The sequence below is a fragment of the Rhizobium favelukesii genome (genome assembly GCF_000577275.2).
Taxonomy (GTDB): Bacteria; Pseudomonadota; Alphaproteobacteria; order Rhizobiales; family Rhizobiaceae; genus Rhizobium; species Rhizobium favelukesii.
The window spans coordinates 451069-473776 of record NZ_HG916854.1; the positions used below are offsets into that span (position 1 = coordinate 451069).

The window sequence follows — 22708 nt, forward strand, 5'->3', positions numbered from 1 at the left end:
TTGCTCCCGGTGATCTTCTCTCTGCCACTGAGGGGAGGGTGGCCAGCATAGCAAATAGTCGCGCGAGCGCTAATTGCAACCGGGCCAAGCCGGGCCACGGCGGAAAGCTGTGCACCGCAAGGCAGGGCGCAGCTTTCCGCACTTCGGTACGCGACGTCGGCCGTAGCGGGGCTAGACGCTGCCGGCCCCAAATGCAGCAACCCCAGCCAGCGTAAAGTGGCGTGTTCCTACGGAAGGCCACGACTTCGACAATAAAGGCGTTGAGTTCCACCCGGCTGTTAATGTGCTTCTGCACGTCGTGGACGGCAAGCTTCATGAACTCGAACTCTTTCGAGCGCGCGAGATTACTTCCTCGATCCGGAGCGAAGTCTCGCGGGTTCGTCCCTCGCGTGCGAGCCGTGTTCGAGGGGCCGCTGGAATCGCGGCCCATTTGTGCGCGGCGGGTCGTCATCAAAGGCGGATGTCTCGTTGTGAGCGGATCTCGATCACGGGCTTGGTCGTGTCAACCAGGGATTCCGGGCCGACTGGCCGTGTCACGAGTTCCGGATGACCAATGATGTCAGCCGCCGAGTGCGCATCGAAATTGAGCTCGGTCTTCCTAGCGAGCTCGGGCAGCGACACCTGGTAGATCCGGAACGGATCGAGATCCAAGGTTTCAAGATCGTCCAGAAGTTTTTCCTGAGAAAGGATGAATGCGGCGCAACGCAAACTATCGTCTTTGCCGAGATAGGCGATCATCTTCCAGAAAGAGCGCGGGATCAGTGCGTTACGATACCCAATGTCCTCGCTTCCGAAAACTGGACCGCCGAATACCGACAGCTTGAAGTCCTTGAGGTCTGCCTGATCGAAAACGAGGTTCTCCAGTTCACCCCAAAGCCCTTTTCGAGAGGACTGATTGAAGCGTTCGTGCTGGGGAGCGATATTGGTGAAGTAGAATGAATCGCGGTTGGCTTGCTCTGCCTCCGGTACCGGTCCCCAGCAAACGTCCGCCCGCCTGGCGATATGGCCCCGGTCGACGCGGTTGTCGACGTAGAGATCGTCGCCTAACTGGTACTTGGCCTCGATCCTGGGATCGACGGAAAATCCGCGGCGCGGGAGTGCCACCAACCGGGATCCGTCGATGTTCCAGCCGACATAGCGCGCCATTCGGCGTTTTGCGCTGAGGCAGACCGAAAAATGCGTGTATGGGATCGTCTGAGCGCGCTCGAAATTGACAGCATCACGCTTCTGGGCCGTAGACAGGCCGGGCTCGGGAACGGCTGTTCCAAGGAAGCTCGCATCGTAGCCACTACGGGGGACAACGACTTCCATCCCCGCGCTCGCATCAGTTGCCGCGCCCGTTGGCTCGAGAACGAAGTCGAGCTTCTTCTGAATGGAGCCTGGATAGCAGGCGAGCGCGTGCTCGTCGCTCCTCCTGTCGGTTTCACCGGCGAAGTGAAGGCCGGCGAATATGTCGGTCGCCTTGCCCCTGTCGAAGATGAGCCAAGCGGATCCTGAATCCCCGCCCTTGCTTATTTCTCCGTCTGCGGGAAGGTTCTGGGGATCGGGACCGATTTCGAAGCAGCCGATCGCCTGCTCCCCGGACGGAATCCCATAGTTGATCTTCGCCATGACGTCGACGCGGCGCACGATGCCTCTCGTGATCGCCGTCGTTCGTCCCGATTTGATCACTTTGTCGCCAAGTGCAACGCGCGCCATTCGGGTCGGTACGACGTCGAGTTGATAGACCGAGCGGTCGTAGCCACGTTGGCTGATCCTTGCAAGCGCGCAGTCACCAGCCGCGCCGAGATGGCTGCGCAGAAGCGTGCCTGCGACATTGAGCGCAACGTTGTTGTCGTCGTAGGGGCCAGGCTGCACGATGGTGTCGCCAACCTTTCCGGCGTTGCCATTAAGGACATGCCAGTTGGAGAGCACACAAGGGGCACCTGTCGTGCGGTCGAAGACGATCAGGCCGAGCGTGCCGGCGGTCTCGGCGGGATGAGCGATGCTGACGCCCGGCCGGATCGGGTCGATCCTCTTTCGGCGCAGATCAACTTGTTCCTCCGCAACGATTTCGAAGGAAGGGCGATAGTCGCGCTGCAGGACATCGGTGGGGACCATCTCGCCCTCGACCTCGATTGCTTCCGGAATGCGGCGGCTCCCAAGTGCCTCGATTGCGGAGTCACCCTTCGTGCCCACCGTGAATTGCAGGCAGATCGGTCCGTCTCCGTTCTTCAGTCCGATGCCCACGGATGTAATGTTCGGGTCCTGCAGATAATCGGCGCCTTTGGCACGAATATGCCGGCGCAATGCCTCTTCGGAAATTCCCCCGGTGGATTGCCGTGTTCCGCGCGTCGCCTTGCGTGCCATGATTTGCCTCCCAGTGGGTGTTTCAGTTGATATAGCATTCCATCTCGATCACTTCGGATCGCGCAGAACGTCATAGAAGTTGCGTATGACCTTGCAGGAACCGAGTTTTCGCACGATCGCTTCCATCTCGCGGATGTCTTCGCCGTCCTGTTCGTGCCCGGCATGACCGTGGGCGTGTCCGCCCATCGCTTCCCGACGGACTGAAGCAGTGAGGGCTTCAGGTGCACCGTGCGTCCAGCCCTCTTCGAGCTTGCCGGTCCAGGTCCCTATACAGGCAATTTCGCTCACTCTGTTGGCTGCGGCCCAACGGTCGATGCGGGAATCGACCCATCCATGCAGATACCAGAAGATCGGATTGACATGGCTCGAATTGGTGTCGCCTAAATAGTCGTAACTGGTCGCGTCCCATTTGGGATCAATGTCGCGTGTGTCGTCGAAGTTGGGCGAAGGCATGTAGCCGATCGGCACGCTGGCCCAGCGCATATGCAGATTGTTATGGATGGTCATCTCGAGCAGATTGCCCAACGCTCCGAGCGACAGCTGCGCGAGGTTGGCGGGGTTCGTATAAAATGCCTCCCACGTCACGATCGTGTCGCGGAAGTAGGCGTCTGATTTGACGCGCTGAAGCCTCGCAGTCATAGCCGCATTCGTCGCGGCGCTCTCCGAGGGATCGTCATAGCTCCAGGCCGGCGGAAGCGCAAAGTCGGGGTGTCCACCCGGCTTTGGGATGGAGCGCCAGAATGTGAGCGACTGCTCTTCCAACTGATCGAGGAGTTCACTGACTTCCTTGATCATCTGCCGATGCATATAGAGGAAGTCCTCCCCAGAATGATTGTCCAAGATTAGCTTTCTCTTGGCATCCAGAGGCACCCGGTCATTGGGTGGGCCCCAACCCTTGTCCCTGATGAAGGCTTTGACCTCATCGGTAAGCTGAGGATTGTTCCAGGCACTGCGCACCGCATGCCATAGGAAATGGCGCAGACGGTGGCGTCTGGAGGCAAGCATCTCGATGATCTGTGAAGGCAAAACCCGAATTGCCATTGGCCCCCCGGTCAAGACATAGGTTAGTGCACGAAAATATTATACTGGTGTGACGGCCAGCCGCTTTATTCGCACGTCGTCGAGCCTGCTCTTGCGAGATTTTGAATGGCGTCGAGCTCGACGATATTCTCGGATTGATCGCGTGAGTTTTCGGCACATTACAACCGAAAGTCAAGTCGCTCGTTTGAAGCGCTGCCAGCCCTTGCGGAATATCATCGCCGGGGAGGCGACTGCCTCCCGTTCGCAGAGATCATTAATGCTCGGTGTGATCGGTCCTGATCCCGCGTTCGTATATTTCGGAAGTTCGCCAATCAGCATCCGAAACGGCACAGACAGGATCGGGACCGTTCAATGTCCAGCTGTTTTGCCGGTTCGCGCAAATACCGCCCGCTGACCAACCACTTGCGTCGTTGCCTCGACGCTAAGACGTCACATCGCAGCAAACCGCTTCTTTGACGTTTAGGTCTTTAGTCGTTGATCGGATTCGCGTGGGATGGTGTCTCGATCGCCGTATTCGCCTCTTGTTGAAGGCGCATCGCCCTCAGCCGAGCGGTCTTCTCATTCCTGGCTGTCACGAGCGGGTCGATTTTCGAGCTCTCCCGCGTGCGGGTGAGAAATTGTGTCTGCGTCAATCCGAATGCCGCTTCCGCGCGTTCGCGGCTTTTGCTCATCGGTTCCTTCATAGATGGCTTCCTAGTTTTTATGGGGCTCATTTTCATGGCTGTTTTGGTACTGGCAACGGGCTTAACTACACTTCGCTCAGGCAAGGCCGACCTACATTCAACGTCAGAGGCTGTGTCCGTGACGCAGCGATGAAGTGCGTGCTTCCGGCAGACCTGCTCTATTGACTTCAGGACGATCGATCTTTTCGGTGTTCGGGCTCTGTTGGGAAAAGATCCCTCTAGCGTGAAACGCGTGCTGTCCGAGATGACCGGGGTTAGCGCGGTCGATTATTGGCACTTGCATCCTTCGCCTGGGCCGCTTCAAGTTCCTGTGGCGACACTCGCAGGCGCTGCCTGGTGCCAACGCGTGTTGCAATCGCGGGTATCTCAAGTTGGGTGTTGGTTCTCCTGAAGGCGGAGAACGATAGGCCTTCGATCTCTTCCTCATCGATAATCAGCCGATACGTTCCCGCTTCAAGCGGAACCATTAACGAACCGAGAACGAAGGGATGGGCGAAAGTTATTTCAGTTTCTGTCGTACGTTCCATCATGGGCGATTCCAGCAAGCGGCTTTTATGCTGTCCGGCAGCGACGGCACCAACCGAGGCTGATGCGTGTAGGTCAATTTCAAAATGCTCCTACCAGAGGACTCCCTTGAACGTGACATAAACAATGAACGCCACACTGATTGCCGGTGTCGATTTGATCAGAAGCTCCACATAGCGAAACCGCGCGGCGGCTCGCATCAGATTATTCTTAGGGTAGATACTGGTGGAGGCGGAAGACATCTTGTCCTCCTTTGTTGGGGCTGGAACGCTGTTGGCGTCCGCACCCGGCAGCGCCCGTTTCAGATGCTTCCGATACCACACATATGGGGAGTCTGCCTGTGAATTGCAACGTGCTAAATATTGCGACTTCATCCACCCCGCGCCGATGAACCTATTCCGGTTTTGAATTCGCTGGCGGACGCCGGATTGAGCGCTTCAATTGGCTTCACGTTGAAAATGAGTTTGAAGAGCTTTGATCGCCGAACGGCCTATGATGTAAGCACCGCATGAGCATGAATCATTTAAACGCGAGGCCGAATTGTCACCGAAAGCCGCCCATGAGACGCACCAACTCGGTATAGTGGCGCGAACGCTCGACGAACGCCTGGATGCAACTGGACCGCAATGTTCGGTACGCCCGACTGAAGGGCATTGGCGCATCTACTTGAATGACGCGCCCATGGAAAAAACGTTTGAGACATCTCGAAAGGCGTTGGCGGCCGCCCGTCACTACAAGGCGGATATGCATCAGCGAATTGCCGACGAATTCTTCAAGACAACAGGGCTCTCTGCCGATCAGTGGTCGCTGAATGCCCATGCGCTGGTCAACCGGGTCGATCCGGCAGAATTTGTTGTCTTCTATCGTCGGAGCTATATGGCCCACATTGGCTGCCATGCACTACCTTCACGCAAGACCATGCAGGAAGCGATCAAGCTCATCAATACGACGTTCCACCTTCCCGGTCCCATGCTTTTCGCGCTGGAGCAGGTCTATGGCGGGCAAGGCAAGCGCTTCGGTCCAGGAGCCGTCAACTGGTCGCTGTTCAACGTCTTGCAAGAGAAGGGCTTTATCAGCTTCGACGAAGGCGAGGAAGACAGGCACGTCCATTTGACGGCGGCCGGTCGAGCCGCCCTCACTCGTGATCCTCGCGGACTTTCACTTGAGCTTCGGGAAATCATCTTTACGGGGGCGTTGCCCGAAGAGCGGGAGTTGCGGTCTGTGTGGAACAACCTCATCGGATCCTCCATCTCAGGACAAGTGAACGCGCAAGGACTTCGCGCAGCCTTTGCCAATGGCTACGAACTTCGTGTGGAAGATGGCTCTGACGAAGGCAAGGACATCATTCTTCGCGGTAGCGGTACGGAGCCGGACGGGACGCCGATCACCGATCTGATGGTTGCGTCCTTTCCAAGTCAGTGGGAACCATTCAAGGTCGCCTCGAAAGGTTTGGCAGAGGCGATCGTGCGGCAGCAGTCGATATTGAAACGGCCGCCTTCCGCACCGGGGACAGTAGGCTGATCTTGTCGCTTCACGATATCCCTCCTTTGGCGGTGGTCGTGATAGCCCTATAGTTCTAGGCATTCATCCGCTAGGTGCGTGCTACGTCATTGTAGTTGGGAGACGGGGCCCAATGTTCGACTGGCCACGTTGACGCCGCAGTCGTAGTTTCTAGATTTCTCTGGACGGAGGCATCTATGACCAAACAGCAGGATTCTGAATTCAGATTGATGTCGGAAGCAGTCCAGGCCTGGTACCGCTTCTACGAAGCGCCACCTGACGATAGAGCCTCCCGCGTCCTCCGCATCGCGGCGATCGACTTGTACAATGAAGGATACAAGACAGCGGAAGACATCGCCTTCGTTCTCATCGGAACATATGTCGGCATCTGTTCGACGAAGATAAACGCCCCGACTTCGGCATCGGTACACTAGCAGTCCCATCGGTAGGCTATCTGTACCTCTACAGCTGGCGCGTCGTGCTGAAGACGAGTTGGCGGCCTACAGGACATTCCGGCGGATGATCCTAAGCCTGGAACGGGGAGAGATGAGGGCTGTTATTTAGGAGTCCCCACCAATCCAAGAATTGAGGCGTGTGTGCCACGAGTACGCGGTTTTCGAGGCGAGGGTTCGAGCACCGGTCGGCGGCAATGGTGCGAAAAGGCCTTCTTTGGTAATCATCGGCGGCGGCGTTTCCAAATTTGCACCACCCTCCCGCAGCATGTTTCCCCACATTGAACCTGGATAGTACAACCAATCTGGATGGGGCTCGCTGAAAAGCCAGCTTAGCGCACGGCTGGCCGCATTTCCAACCGCTGCGGCGTCGGTCAGAATTTTCTTCAACCGGTCGTCCGGCTTGAACTCCTTGCTTTTCACGATGCCGATTACTGCCAATTGCCCAGCAAGCTCAGGATTGTAGGAATCGGCGGCCTCGTCCTGAACATTGGCGTTGATCAGCCCGAAGTTCCTCCGGAAGATCTGACCCCAAAGCGCTGCGCCGGCTTGCTTGCCTCCTTCGGATATCGCCTTGGTACCGGCGCAGAGATCTCGAAGCTGACTGCCGAGAGACGGACCAGTCCTGCTTGCTTCGCCGTGACTTTGGCGGATCTTTCGAAGGCGCTGGATGTCGGCTTCTGATGCAATCACGCTACGGTAGCGCATCGCGAAACATGATGGGCTGCTGGTCGCGCGGAATGCGGTGCCGGCCACGTGACATCGGGTGCTTGGGCGAGCCGTCCCTGTTCTTGCCGAGGCAGATCAGGGCGACGGCGTGAAGGCGGGCGCGCGCAATGAACCATTCGTCGCGACCGAGGTGGTCGCCGCCATTGCCCCACGCGACGAGTAACGGCGTACCCTGATGGCAGGCAAAGGCGAATGCGGCCTCAATGAATTCGCTATTCTTCGGGCCGACGCACGCGGTCTGCGCCATCATCTCGCCAGGATGCGCGGCGCGGAGAGCATTGAGGTTGACGACGCTCAGACCGCCATAGCCCCAGAGCTTCGCGAAGTAGATCAGTTCGTGCAGTGTCGGATCGTCCGTCTCGTCGTCGGCGGTGGACGGATTGAGCATGCAGACGACCAGGAGGCGCTTTCGAGCATCCCAGATGCGGCGCAGCTCATAGCGGTAGCACCTGCAGTCGGAGATGACGGCGCTCTTGTGTACGGAAGGTCCAAGAAGATCGGTCTGCATCAGCATATCCCCATCGTCATCAGGATATAAAACTCGTCGAGTTCCGTCGTAGGTTCGCCTTGCCGGCGATCTGTATCGCGCCATGTGCCAGGGGCTGCAGGTCACCGTAGAGTGCGCATAGAGACGCGCGGACGGAAGCCGCCGAACAACGAGACGCGACCCACCTGGCCGCACGCATGACGCCGGATCAATTCGCCGAAACCAACGAAGTCGGCATTTCCTCCGTGCGCTTGCATCTGCCACGCTACGGTCTTATCGACGTTCTCAGGCCGCCGCCGCGCGCCCCGCAATCGCATTCGCCTGCAGGACGCACTTTCTCAAAGATGTTGATACCGTCGCTCCGACCACTGCCTAGCAAGGAACTCGCGTACACTTGGTAGGCAACCGGCAGGAGACCGCTAGGCCAGTCCCATCGTGAAAATACGATGTCTAGGGTCTCCTCTGGCGATCGGAGCCATCAATACAGGTGGCTTTTAGACAACATCGAAATTGCTGTCGATCGAGAACGCTCGCTCAGTTGCCATGCCCTGTCTCGCGGTCCCGAACGAACGAAAAATCTGGCGGAAAGCACTGCGCTGCATATTTGCAGCCGCCGTCAGCCCCGCCGGAGCCTCCCCAAAAGGAACCTATTGCCGGTGCGGTTCCCGCAGCAGGAACACTTCAATCTCTCGGCGATATTGGCAACGGGCATACGTTTTCCCAACAGCCGGCCAAGTTCCCACCGATCGATTGGCGTGCTATTCAGGCATGAGGGGCAGGCGGCCGCAAGGACAAACATCTCCGGCAGCGATGCGAGTGTCTCGTTCTCCAGGCTGACGGCATGGTTGGCAACTGACGCCAGATCGACGCTCCGGCGGTGGCGCATGTCTATCTCCGTTCGAGCATAGGCTTCCAGCCGCGTGTCATGCCACGACTCATGGCGCGTTCAGTCAAGACAAGCTGCTGACGCAGATGGCGGATATCCTCCAGCAGCGTAGCGATCGTCGCATTCACGTTATCGTCGTGCCACGCCAGGGCGGCCTGTACTTCAAAATCGACGTCTTCCTTTGTCATTGCAAATCCAGACTTAGTTGCTGGCCCTTCAGTGCGGGCAAGGGGCGACCGATCTCGATCTTTCCGAAAACGCGCTTGCGGCGTTCGGCGTCGCGTTCCCGCTCCGCTCGGCTGGCCGCGACCGCTGCTAAAGCATTCGCAATGACTTGCTCGGTGTGAGTCATGAGAACCTCCTTCGTCTGTTCCTATTTTGTTCTCATTGTTGGGAAAGTCAAGACCACCGTCCATTGCCAAGGAATTCCGCGGAATTAGCACCATCAGACTCCTCTGCGCTGAACTCTCGCGATCGTCGCGATCCTAAGAGACAATGGGTTCAGCAGCGCAACGAATATTGCTTTAGGCTCAACGGAATCTGCCACAAGAATTCATCTCATCGAATAAATACAGAAACTTGACCAGTATCCGGGATACGCCCATATTGCCCAGTACACAGGAGCAACGGCCATGTCCGCCAAAGAGCGCATCAAGAGATATAGGGAGACCGGAGGAGCTGCCGATCTTGTGAGGGTAGAAGTGCTGGTGCCAAGAGCACGTCGAGATGAGATCGTGAGTGTTGCCGCAGAATTTCGCTCCAAGCATCGCATCGAAAAGGATCGCCTCGGGGAATTCATCAGGATGGCGACTGAGCGATATGGCCTGAGGGTGTTCGACAACATAGATATCGACAAGTTAAACGATCTGTCGCAGAAGGCGCGCGTTGTCGCCAACGCTCTCATGGAACGGGGTGATGCGCAAGCTTATGCGATGGGACGCAAAATGGTCTCTGAACTCAGAGATGCACGCTGATGGCACTGACGGAGATCCAAAAGAATATCATGGCGTCCATCGCCGGGAACAGGTCCGACACCAGCTACATTGCTGGCGACTTGGTCTTGAATATAGATTGGCCACGACCGACCGAACGCGGCTATCCTTTTTGCTCTTGTCACCGGCCATGATATTCTCCTTCTCACGGTCTCGAACATTCGTGACCGTGGCGCGGTTCCCGCGAGCGTGACGCGTGACTTGGAAGAAAATTGCCACACCGACGCGCATCATTGACAAAGTATCAGCGACAGCTGTTGACGTCGGGGAAACCACCGGGGCTACCTTTTCTCTGCTTCACGAATTTGGTGAGGGTAATCAAAGAGAGCACGCATGGAGGAGACCACAACCGCATCGGGCAGCAGTCCCGAGAGCGAAGCGCCCAACGACCCTCTGTCCAACGAGAAGCCACATGCCGGGTTCGATCGTGCGGCGTTCGCGCGGACGGGAACAGCGCTTGCCGAACTTGGCCGAGCACTGCGGGGCGACTTGGCTGCCGCGTCGCGTCTGGCGGCCAAAAAGCTCCGAGCACTCGGCAGCCAGGCCCTGTCGCGGCTACGGGACATTGATTTTCAAGCCGCGAAGATTAGAGCCGCCGAGACCGCGGGGCGCTCTGCGGCAGTTTGGTCGCGGGTGTGGCTTTGGCGTTTGCGCTCGACTGATCAGCGAGCTGTCGGAGAGAAGCGGTCCCGCTGGCGGCAGTTTGGGTTGCGGACCGTTGCGACAGCAGGTGTCGCATGTCTTGTGCTCCTCGCTGTCCTCTTTTCTTGGGCACTAAGCGACGTGCCGTGGGAACAAATTGCGGATGGCTCGCTCAAGCCGGTAGTGTTGCTCGAAACGGCAGATGGCAAACCGCTGGTAAGACAGGGGCCGATCCAGGGACCCTTTGCGGCGAGAGAAGAATTTCCCCGCTATCTAATCGATGCGGTGCTCACCCGTGAGGATCGGCGATTTTACGAGCATTCAGGCATCGATCTCAAGGGCATTCTTCGCGCTCTGTTTAGGAACATCCGCGCCGGCGAGGTCGTCCAGGGCGGCAGCACAATCACCCAGCAGCTTATAAAAATTCTTTATCTCGAGCAGGACCGTACCTGGAAGCGGAAAATCCAGGAGGCGGTGATCGCATTCTGGCTAGAAAAGAAGCTAGGCAAGGACGAAATTCTTACGCGATATCTCAACAATATCTATCTCGGCGCAGGTGCAACCGGCGTTCCGGCGGCGGCCCGCATCTATTTCGACAAGGAGGTGCGCGACCTAGATCTCGGCGAATCCGCGATGCTTGTAGGCATCATTCGAGCGCCATCACAGCTCAATCCAATCAGCAATCCACAGGGCGCTCGTCGACAGGCAAGCCTTGTGCTCGACGCCATGGTCGAACGCGGCAAGACCACCGCCGAGCAGGCAAAGGTTGCGGTTGCAGAGTTGGCTGACCTTCATCCGATCAAGCCCGCGGCAAGGTCGGGAGGTTGGTTTTCGGACTGGGTGATGCAGGAGGCGCGCGAGCTTGCCGGCCCGTATCGAGGCACGATAAAAATCAGAACCACGATGGTGCCGCGGCTGCAGGTAATTGCCGAAAAGGTAGTCGCCGAAGCGCTCAAGCAGGAAGGTGCGGCAGCGGGCGCATCGCAAGCTGCCTTGGTTGCAATGACGCCTGAAGGCGGCGTGGTTGCCATGGTTGGCGGGCGCGACTACGCCAAGAGTCCGTTCAATCGCGCGACGACAGCGATGCGGCAACCCGGCTCAGCCTTCAAGTTGTTCGTCTACTATGCCGCGCTGAAGGCAGGCCTCACGCCTGGCGACTGGATCGAGGATGCCCCGATTGAGCTTAACGGATGGTCTCCCGAAAACTACGGCGGAGGCTATCACGGACGCGTTACCATTGCGGAGGCATTCGCACGGTCGTTGAACGCGGCGACGGTGGCGCTTGCAATGGAGATCGGGATCGACCAGGTTATTGCTGCGGCGCGGGAATTAGGAATCGATTCAAAGCTGGCGCAGACGCCAAGCTTGGCGCTCGGCTCCTCGGAAGTAAACCTGCTCGACCTTACCAGCGCCTATGCATCTATTAGAGCAGGCATGGCACCGGTGGAGCCGTGGGGAGTTGTCTCCTTTCATGCCGACGGCCAGCCGCGCGCCTTCCGCGTCGGGCCGCCCAAGCGGCCCTCGACAGATCTTCGCCAGTTTCAGCCGGACATGATTGGCCTGCTGAGGCTGGTTGTCGAACGAGGGACGGGTCGCGAAGCTGATTTCGGAGCCTTTGCGGCCGGCAAGACCGGGACTAGCCAGAACCATCGCGACGCCTGGTTTGTCGGCTTCACGGAGTCACTGGTGGTGGGAGTATGGGTCGGCAATGACGACGAGACGCCGATGAACGAGGTGACGGGTGGCAAGCTGCCGGCCAGGATCTGGCGGAATTTTATGCGCGCTGCCACCGCCGTGCATGACGGCGGTGCGCTCTACAGTGAGCCCGACGTCGCTGCGGATAGTTCCTCCGACGATAGCGGTCAAGCATCGGTCACCTGCAATTTTCGAGACTGCGCGGGTGCTTATCGCTCGTTCCGCCCCGCCGACTGTACGTTTCAACCCTACCGTGGGCCGCGTAGGCTGTGTGAGAAATAAGGTCAAACTCGCAAGGGGAGCGTTCAAGCCGACTTCGGTAATCTCGGACTGTCCGATAGGATTCGTGCTTGTGCTACCGAAACACCATAGGACGCCATCAGCCATAGGCTGAGTGCAACGGCACGAGGTATCGGCTGATCCGCCGACGCCCACCGACGGCTCGTGAGTTCATCGACGCCAAAAAGCTCTGCGGCGACGCTTGCGGTCAATCCGGTGACAGCCAGCGCCGCCCTGAATTCGGACGGGTGTCATTTGATGCGTTCCCTGCGCGATTCACGCGCGCTTTATTTCGCTATGCCGCGCCTTTAGCTTCCAATCAATTTCAAGATATCTAATATACGGCATTTGCTGGTCATTTTACGACATGCTCCTTTTGCTTAAAGTTCGAGGCTTCGCAGCGGCCAAAAGCTTCAACTGCGCCGGATCCCGCATGCCTCCACGAAAGAGTTCGATAATCATCCTAGCCACCCGCCGGCAAATCCAATGAGATGTCGTTTCAACCAAGTGCAGACGTCGAGGTATCCTGAAGCTAACCGATTATCGCGGATCGAATTCCAGTCGCGATTTCATGCGTAGCACTGCCCTACAAGCGGCCCTGTTGTCACCGCCACGACCACAGCGCGCCCCTGGACCTCATCAACCAGCGGGTTTTGTCGCAAGGCAACTCTATATTAGGATATTCTTAACTTTGGCGGTGCAGTCTGCTCATGTCGCAGATGTAATCGGTCGCGACAGGCAACATCGACTATATGTGAATTCGGTCCGTCTCTTTGCTCGACTTTGTACATTATGCAGCGAAGCAAAGTGCTTGTGTCATCCGCTTGAGGCGGCTTGGTTGAGTTTCAGGAATGTCCGGGTCTGGCGGGTGCTGTCGATAAATATCCTGATCCCACAGGATCATGCGAACCGCACCGATGGCATCGGAGAAGGTGAACTCTGTTTTCTTGTACCAGGCGGCGGCATAGGGAAGGACGCCATGACCGAGCAGATCGCATGCCCAGAGTGTGACGAGGCTGTAGAGCGCCAGCAGCGACGGGGTCGTGCGCATGATGGCTTTGTCGTTCCACTGCCGTTGGGTTTCCACGCCAAGATGCGCTCGCGTTTCGGCGAAGGTGACCTCGATCTGCCAGCGCCGAACGAAATAGGCAATGATCTGAGCGGGCTCAAGGTTGACGTTGGTGCTCATGAACGCCTGGGGTTCACGACGGCCTGATGGATCGCGAACGAGAACCCAGCGAATTGGTCTTGGGGGCGTTCCACGCCGATACCAGAGGCCGGTTCCTGATGTGACATCAAGGGTTTTGTCGGTTTGCTTGCCGTACCAGGACGATGCGACGATGCGCTGCCACTCGGTCTTTGCGTCTTTGAGGAGCGTTTTCAGTTTCGGCAATGGCCTGCCTTTTTGCGCCGGTCGCCCGAGCGTATGTTCGTGCCGTTGATCTGGTGGAGCAAAGAGACTGGCATCCAGACGCAACCGCGTGATGAGAGTGGCCGTGTCGGGAAGAGCCGCAGCCAGTGTATGAACGGCAAAGCTGCTATCGCCGACAAAGATGATTTCGCGGCCCGGCAGCCAGCGGCAAAGCTGCAAGACGCCTTGCCTTGCCCAATCAGTCAGCAGCTTGTGCTTTCGGCCCTTCTTCTGATCATGGCGCTCAGAGGGACACAGGATCGTCAGCACCGGCAGGGCTTTAATACATTTTGCCCATGGGACAGGTGAAAGAACCATGAAGCTCAACCATCTCAAGCCGCTGGCTTTGACAAAGTGGCCATGGCTGGAGCGCACCGGGTCACGATAAATTCCACGCGCGGCGATGCGTTGGCCCCAACGCCGTTCGATTGTATCATCCATGCCAATCACGACAGGGCCCTCGGGCACGAGCCGGGCAACAATGATGGACAGCAGACGGGCCGCCAACGTGCGAGGGTTCCAGCGGGCTCGGTTGAGGAGTTGATGATAGGCGGCAAAATTACTTACCTCCGCGCGTCCGGTGATGCGCAGGCAGGCCGTCACCGTTCGCTTGCCAGGCGAAAGGAGCGCACCCATCACCAGGACCAGCAGATGCTCCCAGCTTGGCGCGGTAAACCAGAAACGAAACGGCGACAGCCATTTGCGAAGGATGTGGGGGACCGCGTCTCCCGGCTCACGGCTACAATCATGTTGTTCGCTCATCCATTCGTTCGAATCCGATCAAACGAATGGCGCAAGGCCGGGACCCTGCGGCGAATTGATTCACCCAGGGCTGCTCAGATGCCCCCGAAATCACCACCGATTTTGTACAAAGTCGAGCTTTGGAGGCGGACCTTTTTCTTTGAGAAGAGCCCACCGAAAGCTCGAGGAGGGGCGCCGCGGAGGCTCGCACCGGCGGCAGCGCTGAAAAGTTCAGCGATCGATTTGCACAAACCGCCCGCGATCCAGCTCGGCAGCAAAAGCCCGGCGGGAGGGACTCGGCGCCGGGCCTTTGAACGGACCTGCATAAGGGCGATGCTGGCCCACAGCGTGTATTTGAAGCGCTGCACTCCAAAAAACTAGTACGTGGCGCAAATGTTCCAGACCGCGGCAAATAATTTATCGCTGGCGGTGGCATCGGCGGATGTCGCCCATACTTGCGGCACGCTGGCGGGCAACAGCGGGTGCGTGATTTGCGCAGCGCATCAGTGATCGCGCTGCGGACAACGCCGATTAACTGCTCGATGGCAGGTCCGGCTGCATCGGGTCTGCGCATCCTGATCGCTTCAGGCACATCCTGATGCTTGAGGATCGCCTGCTCATGCGACTGGCTGGCACGGTTCGTCAGCCGGACTCTCGCCAGCAATGCGGCGCGAATGGCGGTCGCACTTGGCGGTTTACCCAACTCCCACCCCGTCGATGATGGCGGTGTGGAACTCCAGGTCGGCCCTCGCCACATAACCGATGGACATCACGCGACGATATGATCGCAGCTGGAACTGCAGAGCTGGTGTCTTGACCCATCATCGGATCAAACGTGTGCCAATCGTGCACAGCAGAGCGTTTGGCGCCAAAATCTCCTTTCAATCTGGTACGGACCGGCAACCGTTCCTGGCCTGGTCTTACAATCGCTCAACGGTCGCATTGTCAGCACGATGCCGTCGGAGACCGAAGTGTCGACATTGGTTCGGCCGTCTCCGAGTCACCCGATACTGTTCACGATCTGATAGGTTAGTGCCGCAATGGCCGCAGTAGCGGGCAGAGTTATCACCCACGCGACGACGATGTTGCCCGCCAATCCCCACCGTACCGCGGAAAGGCGCCGTGCGGCGCCGACGCCGATGATTGCACCTGTGATCGTATGGGTCGTCGAGACGGGGATACCGAGCCATGTCGCGGCAAACAACGTCAGCGCGCCACCTGTCTCCGCGCAGAAGCCCTGCATTGGATTCAGCCGTGTGATCTTGGAGCCCATCGTATGAACGATCCGCCAGCCGCCGAACAATGTTCCGAGCGCCATTGCGGATTGGCAGGACAGGACGACCCAGAAAGGCACGTGGAATTCCCCTCCGCCGTAACCCTGTGAGTAGAGAAGCACGGCGATGATCCCCATTGTCTTCTGGGCGTCGTTACCACCATGGCCGAGCGAATAGAGGGAAGCGGAGACAAACTGCAGGACGCGAAATGTGCTGTCGACGAAAAAGGGCGTCTGCCGGAGGAAGATCCATGTCACGCACAGGACAAGGAAAAGCGCCAGAACGAAGCCCAGAAGCGGAGATAGCACGATAGCGCCGGCCGTTTTCAATAACCCCGACCATACAATGGCGCTCGTACCGGTTTTGGCCAACCCGGAACCGACCAGGCCACCGACCAGCGCATGCGAGGAACTCGACGGTATGCCGAACATCCAGGTGACGATATTCCAGACGATGGCGCCCATCAGCGCGGCGAAGATGACTTGCGGCGTGACGATACCTGGATCGATGATACCGGTGCCCAGTGTTTCTGCCACATGCAGGCCGAAGAACAGGAAGGCGATGAAATTGAAGAAGGCGGCCCACAATACCGCATATTGCGGCCGCAAGACCCGGGTCGAGACGATGGTGGCAATCGAGTTGGCGGCATCGTGCAGTCCGTTCAAAAAATCGAAAAACAACGCGACCGCGATAAGGCCCGCAAGAAGCGGGAATGCGAGGGTGGCCTCCATCAGACGTTCTCGATCACGATGCCGTTGATTTCATTGGCGACGTCTTCGAAGCGGTCGACGACCTTCTCCAACTCGCCATAGATCTCGCTGCCGATAATGTAGGCCATCGGGTTTGTCGCGCCGTGGCGGCGAAACAGATCCTTCAGGCCTTGGTCGTGCAGTTCATCGGAACGACCTTCAACCTTTACCACCTCTTCGGTCAGGACGCCGAGGTGCTGCGCATTGGCGGCCATGCGATCCAGAAGGGGAATTGCTTCGGCCACGAGCTTGGCGGCCTGAACGATGACGCCGCCCATCTCCTGCATGCCGGGATCGAAACTGGTCTGTTCGAACAATCGGATGGTCTTGACCGTCTTGTGCATCATGTCGATGGCGTCGTCCATCGACATGATGAGATCCTTGATATCTCCCCGGTCGAATGGCGTTATGAAACTTTTCCGGACTGCGAGCAGTACCTCGCGCGTAATGTCGTCCGCCTCGTCTTCGAGCGCGATGATGCGTTCACAATGCTGTTGCGTATCCTTTCCGGCAAGCAAGGCGTTCAGCGCTTCTGCCGCGCTGACCGTTGTGCGCGAATGCCTCGCAAAGAGATCAAAGAACCGATCTTCTCGCGGCATCAGTTTACGAAACCATTTCACTATTGGTGCTCCCAATTCCAGCTGTCATAAATCCGTCATAAAAGACCGAGCACGACATGAAAAGGTGACATGCCTTCGAAACGACGTCCTCAACAGGTTCGCAATGGGATTCGAGCCGCCTACCCCGGATCACCTCTGCGTCGCCGGTTTTGATGATATCGAGCAATCGTCATGGTCGTCCTGCCAGTTGACAACGTTCGCACAGCCGGTCACTGCGATTTGATTGGGAGGTACAGAACTCGATGGGCGTTCGGTGGAATTGCATGCGGATCTGATCTGGCGCGACTCAGTGCGGGCAGGGTGAACACGAGCCTCTCATCCCTAATCGACCAAGAAATCGCTTTCATCGTGAGCGGTTCCCCGACAGACGACAGATGATCGTGGCGTTATATATGATTGTTTATATGGGATAAAATTGTTTTTATGACAGTTTTGTGACAATGCGTCTTGCAAACACCATCGTCCTGCAGAAGCATAGTCAGCTAATGAACATTGACGGTCTGTCACTCGTGCCAGATATGCGGTGACGATGTCGGATTGTCATCTTGAGGATTGAACGGGGCGAGCTTCTCCAGAGCCGGACCATTAAGCCGGATGGGAGGCCCGTGGTGGAAACGAATGCCTAAGAAGAAGAATAAAACCTATCTCGGGCAACTGGCGGAAGCGGCAGACAAGCTGTTTCATGGCCAGGCGGTCGATCAGTACGCCGCCATTTGCTACAGACGGCGGCCGGATAGCCAGGCGATCGAGGTTCTGTTGATCACGTCGCGTGAGACCGGTCGCTGGGTTATTCCGAAGGGCTGGGCCATGGACAAGCGGCTGCCGCATCAGGTTGCTGAGCGGGAGGCTTGGGAAGAGGCTGGTGTTAAGGGCAAGGCGAAGAAGAAGCCATTTGGTTATTACACGTACCTGAAGACGCTGGACACTGGTGGCAAGGTCCCCTCGATCGTGCAGGTCCACTTGGTCGAAGTCGTTGCACTGCAGACGGAGTTTAAGGAGAAAGGCCAGAGGTCGATTGCCTGGTTCCCGCCTCATGAGGCGGCGACGCACGTTCGGGAACCGGAACTCAAGGGACTGTTGGGAAAGGTCGAGAGCTTATTGGGGCGTCAGGCAACCGGTGGAACGGTGGATCGTAAAGCAAGCTGAGATGGCGGCCGGAAACAAGCCCGGCCGCTGCCCTTTTCTTATTGCTGGGCCAGGGGGCTCGCACGTTTCGCCAGTAGGCTGTTCACAGCAGCGGCTACCACGATGTTTGCAGCGAGAGCGAGAAGCCCGGTGTACATCGTGAAACTCGTGTCGCCGATGGAAACCATATGGAGCGGCTTCCAACCGGCATCCCAGACCAGGAACGTGCCGCCGAAGAAACCCACGAACCACCCTGCGAGCAGGCCCGGCGCACGGAACCAGTTGGTGTAGAGGCCGAAGACCAGCGCCGGAAGCGTCTGCAGGACCCAGATGCCCCCGAGAAGCTGAAGGTCGAGCGCAAACTGCGTCGGCAGGAAGATGATGACGAGAAGCGCGCCGACCTTGACGACGAGCGACGTCACCTTCGCGACCTTGGCTTCACCGGCATCCGTCACCTGCGGATTGACATAGGCCTTCCAGAAATTGCGGGTGAAGAGGTTGGCCGCCCCAATGCTCATCACTGCCGCCGGTACCAGCGCGCCGATGGCAATCGCCGAGAAAGCAAAGCCCGCAAACCAGCTGGGAAACAGCGTCTGGAAGAGTGCCGGAACGACGTCGTTGGCGCTGTCGAGCTTCAAGCCGGCGGCGTGTCCCATGTAGCCGAGCAGCGCCAGAAGGCCGAGCAGCAAAGTATAGGCCGGCAGCAGCACTGCGTTCTTGCGGATCGTGTTGCCGCTGTTGGCGGCGAAGACGCCGGTCAGCGTATGGGGATACATGAAGGCCGCAAGCGCCGAACCGAGCGCCAGCGTCGCGTAGGCGACATACTGGTTGGGTGCCAGGAGCAGGCTGCCGGAGCCCTTCGCCTGGAACGCCGCATCGGCGGCGGCAAAGACATTGGCATAACCACCGAGCTTCGAGGGAATGAGCGCCACGGCGGCGATCACGACGATGTAGATCATGATGTCCTTGACGAAGGCGATCAGCGCCGGCGCCCGCAGGCCTGCCGAATAGGTATAGAGCGCAAGCACGATGAAGGCGATCGCCAGCGGCACCTCGCCGTGCAGACCGAGCGCCTTGAGCGCTGCGGTCATGCCGACCAGCTGCAAGGCGATATAGGGCATCGTGGCGATCACACCGGTTGCAGCGACGGCCAGCTCCAGCCCGCGCGAACCATACTGGCCGTGAACCACATCACCTGCGGTCACGTAGCCGAAATCCCTCGCCCGTTTCCACAGCACAGGCATGACCATGAAGACGAAGGGATAGACGACGATGGTGTAAGGCAGCGCAAAGAAGCCGTAAGCGCCGACGGTATAGACCAGCGCCGGGACGGCGATGACCGTATAAGCGGTGTAGAAGTCGCCGCCGACAAGAAACCAGGTGATCCAGGTGCCAAAGCTGCGGCCGCCAAGACCCCATTCGTCGATATGGGCAAGCGTTTTGGGCTTGCGCCAGCGGGAGGCGACGAAGCCCATGACCGTGACGAGCACGAAGAAGAAGATGAAGACGGCGAGCGCCGTGCCGTTGATCTCAGTCGTCATGGCGCGTGCTCCGGTAGGCGATCCAGGTCAGGAAAGCTGTGATCGGCACCCAGGCGAGCTGGTACCAGTAGAAGAAGGGGAAGCCGAAGATAACCGGGTCGTGAAAGTTATAGAAGGGAACCCAGAGGAGCCCGATATATGGAACGATGAGCAGCCAGAGCGCCGCTCTCCTGGTGGAGTTTGTATTCACAATTGTTTCCTCTCGTCTTGAACGCTCAAGTCACGAGACTTGACCAGACGGAGATGTGCAAGCCTGCTAGAGTCGGCCACACGTTGGCTCCGACCGCTGGCTTTCCTCCTCTGGGCACAGATCCTCCCCTGTGCGCCAAGACTGGCTAGCTCGGCGGCCGGGCGACAGCAAGAGAGGCAGGAGGCTGTCTTGTTTCGTGCTACCCACCAGTGGGTAGGTCAATCAGGAGGTCCGGATGTTCGAGCACGAAACGTACGAGCTCCGCGGTTGATGACAGACCCAGTTTCCGCTTGATGTGCTTGCGATGGGTCTCGACCGTATTCTCACTGATGGCGAGTTCCGTTGCGATCTCTCGATTGCTTTTCCCGGCGGCGATCAAGACAACAATTTCTTGCTCCCGGCCTGTCAGGCTTACGGATTGCCCCCGGCCATCCAGCAGAAGATCACGGACTCCGCTGGAGAAATAGGTGTCGCCACCCGCAACTTTCGTTATCGCCGTAACGATCTCATCGGTGGCAACGTCCTTGAGGATGTAGCCGGCAGCGCCACGCATGATCGAGGAGGAGATGTATTCTCGGCTGTCATGCATCGACAGCATGATGACTTTGGTCTCAGGACTTTCATTCCGGATCAGCGCAATCGCGTCGATCCCGTTGATCTTCGGCATGTTGATGTCAACGAGAGCCACCTGTGGCCGACGTTCGCGGATGAGGGGAAGGGACGTCGTCACGTCGTGTGCGAAACCGACCACTTCAATATTTTGATATGTATCCAGGACACCTTTGAGCCCCACCACGACGACCGGATGGTTGTCGATCAAGATCACTTTGATCGGCGAAGCGCTCGTCATGCCGCCTTCCCAATCAACGAGGGATCGCCGCCGGCAGATTTTGGAAGCATCACAAGTAAACTCGTTCCATCGTTTCCGCTGTCGATAATCATTAATCCGCCGAAATGGGCAACACGTTCGCGCATGTTTTGGAGACCAAGGCCCTCAGCCTGTCCCGACGGCTTGGGGCCAAGCCCCCGACCGTTGTCCGATATCTGCATGCGTGCTCGTCCCTTCTCGGTCCACAACCTGATTTGCAACCGAGTGGCCTTCGAGTGGCGCTCCACATTGTTTAACGCCTCCTGGGCAACCCGGAAGATCGCGGTACGCGCGGCAGGTACCAGATCATCGATGAATTGCTGCATGTCCAGCGATAATTCAACACCCGTGCGTGCAGCGAATTTCTCCGCCAGGTTCTTGATCGCGGCCGTCAGCCCCATGTCGTCCAGAGCTCTTGGCCTCAGATCGTGTGATATGCTCCGGATCTCGCGGATCGTGTTGCTCAGGGCTTTCACACTTTCGTCAATTGCCGACTTGAGATCTGCCGTGGTGTCCGTTGTTCGACGTCCAGCCAGTTCCATCGCAAATCGTACGCCGAGCAGTTCCTGCGAGATCCCGTCATGCAATTCGCGAGCGAGGCGGGATCGCTCGGTCTCCTGCGTATCGATGACGCGTTGAGTGAGCTTCTTTAGCAAACCGTCCGCCATCTTCCGCTCGTCGAAGGTGACATAAAGACACGTTGAGAAGACAACCAAGACTGCAGGAACAGCGACCAGTGCGACGATAGCGAAGCTTTCCCGCGTTCGCTCCTGCATGGCAATATTTGCAGCTTTGGTCTGAGCGTAGACATCGTCGAGATACGCGCCGGTCCCAAGGATCCAATTCCATTTGGGAAGAGCCAGAACATAAGAAATCTTGTCTGCAGTCGCCCCCGTTGAGGGCTTTTGCCATTTATATTGATGGAGCCCGCCGCCATCGCGAGCCGTCCTAATCAGCTCGCTGATGACCCGGTCGCCATCGGAGTCGACCAGTTCGAGCCAGTTTTTTCCGTGCCGGAACAATTGTCGTGGGTGAACGACATTGTTGCCATCATAATCGTAAACAAAAAAGTACCCGTCCTTGCCGTAGTCGAGTGAGGCCAATATCTGCGCGACGCGGCTTTTTGCGAGTTCGTCGTCAGAGGAAGCCTGGTCGTAGATCGACTGGATGGATGACAGCGCAACACTTGTCAGATTTGCGATCTCCGCTTCCTTCGATTTCAGCATGTTTTCCTGGAAAGCATCGATATTGCTTTGGGCAAGCCTGGTGGATTGCCATGTCAGAAACAACGTGACGCAGACGGTGACGACGATCAGGGGCACAACTGCAAGCACCAAAAGCTTTTGCCGAAATGTCATCAAACTCCTGTCCTTTCCAATCGCTCCGCCCTGTATAGCCTGAATGCTTCGGCGTTCGATCGTTCGCCGATGGTAATCGCGAGCCCGACCGCCGACCTCTTCTGGAGGCTGTTGTCTAAAAGCATGCGGCAACGGCTAAGTCTCGCTTATCGCGCTCATTGCTCAAGGCACGCAGTTAGCCGTTCGATGCTCAGCCGCAGATAAACCCTACCCAGTTCTGATCGTGACTCTGCAAGGAAACGGAACCCGTAGCGTTCAAAGTTCTTAGTGCATGAGGGTGGCGCATTGGTCCAGCCCTTTTTCATTCAGACAAGGGCCTGCGCCAGTCGCTTGGCGGCAGCTGCTATTGCCACCAAGATTTCAAACCGTCGATAAAGAGCGCGGTTGCGGCTGTTTCTCCATGACCTTGGTGCGATCGATCCGCAGTGATCCGGTCGCAGTGATGGGAGCGAAATGCGCCGCGCCAATTTGAAGCGCAGCAAGATCTGCAATTCAGCCTTGCACCGGGCCGCGCTCTGTACCCTTTGCCAAAGGTAAGATCGCCGTCGAAGAGCGACTTGCCAGCTGGCGA

The 22708-nt window shown here is 57.9% G+C and carries 19 protein-coding genes and 2 pseudogenes; 6 read left to right on the forward strand and 15 right to left on the reverse strand.

The features are described from left to right. Positions 1-450: 450 nt before the first annotated feature. The 4 genes from LPU83_RS62180 to LPU83_RS62195 form a co-directional block, all read right to left on the reverse strand. On the reverse strand, positions 451-2349 hold the full coding sequence (locus LPU83_RS62180) for a DNA/RNA non-specific endonuclease (RefSeq protein WP_051509112.1): 1899 nt from the start codon (positions 2347-2349) through the stop codon (positions 451-453). Between the two features lie 48 nt (positions 2350-2397). Then, positions 2398-3390 carry a hypothetical protein gene (locus LPU83_RS62185; RefSeq protein ID WP_051509113.1) on the reverse strand — a complete coding sequence of 331 codons (993 nt, stop codon included), beginning with the start codon at positions 3388-3390 and terminating at the stop codon, positions 2398-2400. A gap of 467 nt (positions 3391-3857) precedes the next feature. Continuing rightward, on the reverse strand, positions 3858-4061 hold the full coding sequence (locus tag LPU83_RS62190; protein ID WP_244656157.1) for a hypothetical protein: 204 nt from the start codon (positions 4059-4061) through the stop codon (positions 3858-3860). A 266-nt stretch (positions 4062-4327) separates the two neighbouring features. Next, on the reverse strand, positions 4328-4603 hold the full coding sequence (locus LPU83_RS62195; RefSeq protein WP_024314161.1) for a hypothetical protein: 276 nt from the start codon (positions 4601-4603) through the stop codon (positions 4328-4330). 676 nt (positions 4604-5279) lie between these two features. Here LPU83_RS62195 and LPU83_RS62200 point away from each other — a divergent pair. Both LPU83_RS62200 and LPU83_RS62205 read left to right on the forward strand, forming a co-directional pair. Then, positions 5280-6119 carry a hypothetical protein gene (locus LPU83_RS62200; protein WP_024314160.1) on the forward strand — a complete coding sequence of 280 codons (840 nt, stop codon included), beginning with the start codon at positions 5280-5282 and terminating at the stop codon, positions 6117-6119. Positions 6120-6295: 176 nt separating this feature from the next. Beyond that, positions 6296-6532 carry a hypothetical protein gene (locus LPU83_RS62205; protein WP_024314159.1) on the forward strand — a complete coding sequence of 79 codons (237 nt, stop codon included), beginning with the start codon at positions 6296-6298 and terminating at the stop codon, positions 6530-6532. A 147-nt stretch (positions 6533-6679) separates the two neighbouring features. Here LPU83_RS62205 and LPU83_RS75930 read toward each other — a convergent pair. From LPU83_RS75930 to LPU83_RS73225, 4 genes and pseudogenes are all read right to left on the reverse strand, one after another. Then, positions 6680-7060, reverse strand: a pseudogene (locus tag LPU83_RS75930) (DUF1254 domain-containing protein); the annotation flags it as partial. 184 nt (positions 7061-7244) lie between these two features. Next, positions 7245-7787 carry a DUF1643 domain-containing protein gene (locus LPU83_RS62215; RefSeq protein WP_024314157.1) on the reverse strand — a complete coding sequence of 181 codons (543 nt, stop codon included), beginning with the start codon at positions 7785-7787 and terminating at the stop codon, positions 7245-7247. Positions 7788-8654: 867 nt separating this feature from the next. Further along, positions 8655-8840: a hypothetical protein gene (locus tag LPU83_RS62220; RefSeq protein WP_024314154.1), complete on the reverse strand. Its 186-nt coding sequence runs from the start codon at positions 8838-8840 to the stop codon at positions 8655-8657. Continuing rightward, entirely contained in the window at positions 8837-9004 is a 168-nt protein-coding gene (locus tag LPU83_RS73225) for a hypothetical protein (protein ID WP_167371596.1), read from the reverse strand. Before LPU83_RS73225 ends, LPU83_RS62220 begins: the two co-directional genes overlap by 4 nt. 280 nt (positions 9005-9284) lie before the next feature. Here LPU83_RS73225 and LPU83_RS62225 point away from each other — a divergent pair, with 280 nt between their 5' ends. After that, positions 9285-9626: a hypothetical protein gene (locus LPU83_RS62225; protein ID WP_024314153.1), complete on the forward strand. Its 342-nt coding sequence runs from the start codon at positions 9285-9287 to the stop codon at positions 9624-9626. A 351-nt stretch (positions 9627-9977) separates the two neighbouring features. Further along, a complete protein-coding gene (locus LPU83_RS62230) occupies positions 9978-12263 on the forward strand; it encodes a PBP1A family penicillin-binding protein (protein ID WP_024314152.1) in 2286 nt (761 codons plus the stop codon). Between the two features lie 787 nt (positions 12264-13050). Here LPU83_RS62230 and LPU83_RS62235 read toward each other — a convergent pair. From LPU83_RS62235 to LPU83_RS62245, 3 genes are all read right to left on the reverse strand, one after another. Next, positions 13051-14433 carry an IS701 family transposase gene (locus tag LPU83_RS62235; protein ID WP_037068948.1) on the reverse strand — a complete coding sequence of 461 codons (1383 nt, stop codon included), beginning with the start codon at positions 14431-14433 and terminating at the stop codon, positions 13051-13053. 979 nt (positions 14434-15412) lie between these two features. Further along, positions 15413-16417: an inorganic phosphate transporter gene (locus LPU83_RS62240; protein WP_024314151.1), complete on the reverse strand. Its 1005-nt coding sequence runs from the start codon at positions 16415-16417 to the stop codon at positions 15413-15415. After that, positions 16417-17058, reverse strand: coding sequence for a DUF47 domain-containing protein (locus LPU83_RS62245; protein WP_024314150.1), 642 nt, complete (start codon positions 17056-17058; stop codon positions 16417-16419). Before LPU83_RS62245 ends, LPU83_RS62240 begins: the two co-directional genes overlap by 1 nt. Before the next feature lie 121 nt (positions 17059-17179). On the opposite strand from LPU83_RS62245, the pseudogene LPU83_RS74495 reads away from it, so the two are divergent. Beyond that, positions 17180-17359: pseudogene (locus tag LPU83_RS74495) on the forward strand (LacI family transcriptional regulator); the annotation flags it as partial. A 314-nt stretch (positions 17360-17673) separates the two neighbouring features. Beyond that, entirely contained in the window at positions 17674-18201 is a 528-nt protein-coding gene (locus LPU83_RS62250; RefSeq protein ID WP_024314149.1) for an NUDIX hydrolase, read from the forward strand. Positions 18202-18239: 38 nt separating this feature from the next. Here the strand turns inward: LPU83_RS62250 and mctP are convergent, their stop codons facing one another. The 4 genes from mctP to mctS all read right to left on the reverse strand — a co-directional run bounded on the left by mctP (position 18240) and on the right by mctS (position 22137). Beyond that, on the reverse strand, positions 18240-19721 hold the full coding sequence (gene mctP, locus LPU83_RS62255) for a monocarboxylate uptake permease MctP (RefSeq protein ID WP_024314148.1): 1482 nt from the start codon (positions 19719-19721) through the stop codon (positions 18240-18242). Continuing rightward, positions 19711-19911 carry a DUF3311 domain-containing protein gene (locus tag LPU83_RS62260; RefSeq protein WP_024314147.1) on the reverse strand — a complete coding sequence of 67 codons (201 nt, stop codon included), beginning with the start codon at positions 19909-19911 and terminating at the stop codon, positions 19711-19713. Before LPU83_RS62260 ends, mctP begins: the two co-directional genes overlap by 11 nt. A gap of 199 nt (positions 19912-20110) precedes the next feature. Beyond that, positions 20111-20761, reverse strand: a complete 651-nt coding sequence (gene mctR / locus LPU83_RS62265) for a two-component system response regulator MctR (RefSeq protein ID WP_024314146.1) — start codon at positions 20759-20761, stop codon at positions 20111-20113. Continuing rightward, complete coding sequence (gene mctS / locus LPU83_RS62270; RefSeq protein ID WP_024314145.1) at positions 20758-22137, reverse strand: two-component system sensor histidine kinase MctS; 1380 nt, start codon at positions 22135-22137, stop codon at positions 20758-20760. Before mctS ends, mctR begins: the two co-directional genes overlap by 4 nt. Positions 22138-22708 lie beyond the last annotated feature (571 nt).

Coding starts and splice junctions, on each gene's coding strand:
- LPU83_RS62180 (WP_051509112.1), bottom strand. CDS start 2,349: ATGGCACGCAAGGCGACGCGCGGAACACGGCAATCCACCGGGGGAATT.
- LPU83_RS62185 (WP_051509113.1), bottom strand. CDS start 3,390: ATGGCAATTCGGGTTTTGCCTTCACAGATCATCGAGATGCTTGCCTCC.
- LPU83_RS62190 (WP_244656157.1), bottom strand. CDS start 4,061: ATGAGCAAAAGCCGCGAACGCGCGGAAGCGGCATTCGGATTGACGCAG.
- LPU83_RS62195 (WP_024314161.1), bottom strand. CDS start 4,603: ATGATGGAACGTACGACAGAAACTGAAATAACTTTCGCCCATCCCTTC.
- LPU83_RS62200 (WP_024314160.1), top strand. CDS start 5,280: ATGGAAAAAACGTTTGAGACATCTCGAAAGGCGTTGGCGGCCGCCCGT.
- LPU83_RS62205 (WP_024314159.1), top strand. CDS start 6,296: ATGACCAAACAGCAGGATTCTGAATTCAGATTGATGTCGGAAGCAGTC.
- LPU83_RS62215 (WP_024314157.1), bottom strand. CDS start 7,787: ATGCAGACCGATCTTCTTGGACCTTCCGTACACAAGAGCGCCGTCATC.
- LPU83_RS62220 (WP_024314154.1), bottom strand. CDS start 8,840: ATGACAAAGGAAGACGTCGATTTTGAAGTACAGGCCGCCCTGGCGTGG.
- LPU83_RS73225 (WP_167371596.1), bottom strand. CDS start 9,004: ATGACTCACACCGAGCAAGTCATTGCGAATGCTTTAGCAGCGGTCGCG.
- LPU83_RS62225 (WP_024314153.1), top strand. CDS start 9,285: ATGTCCGCCAAAGAGCGCATCAAGAGATATAGGGAGACCGGAGGAGCT.
- LPU83_RS62230 (WP_024314152.1), top strand. CDS start 9,978: ATGGAGGAGACCACAACCGCATCGGGCAGCAGTCCCGAGAGCGAAGCG.
- LPU83_RS62235 (WP_037068948.1), bottom strand. CDS start 14,433: ATGAGCGAACAACATGATTGTAGCCGTGAGCCGGGAGACGCGGTCCCC.
- LPU83_RS62240 (WP_024314151.1), bottom strand. CDS start 16,417: ATGGAGGCCACCCTCGCATTCCCGCTTCTTGCGGGCCTTATCGCGGTC.
- LPU83_RS62250 (WP_024314149.1), top strand. CDS start 17,674: ATGCCTAAGAAGAAGAATAAAACCTATCTCGGGCAACTGGCGGAAGCG.
- mctP (WP_024314148.1), bottom strand. CDS start 19,721: ATGACGACTGAGATCAACGGCACGGCGCTCGCCGTCTTCATCTTCTTC.
- mctR (WP_024314146.1), bottom strand. CDS start 20,761: ATGACGAGCGCTTCGCCGATCAAAGTGATCTTGATCGACAACCATCCG.
- mctS (WP_024314145.1), bottom strand. CDS start 22,137: ATGACATTTCGGCAAAAGCTTTTGGTGCTTGCAGTTGTGCCCCTGATC.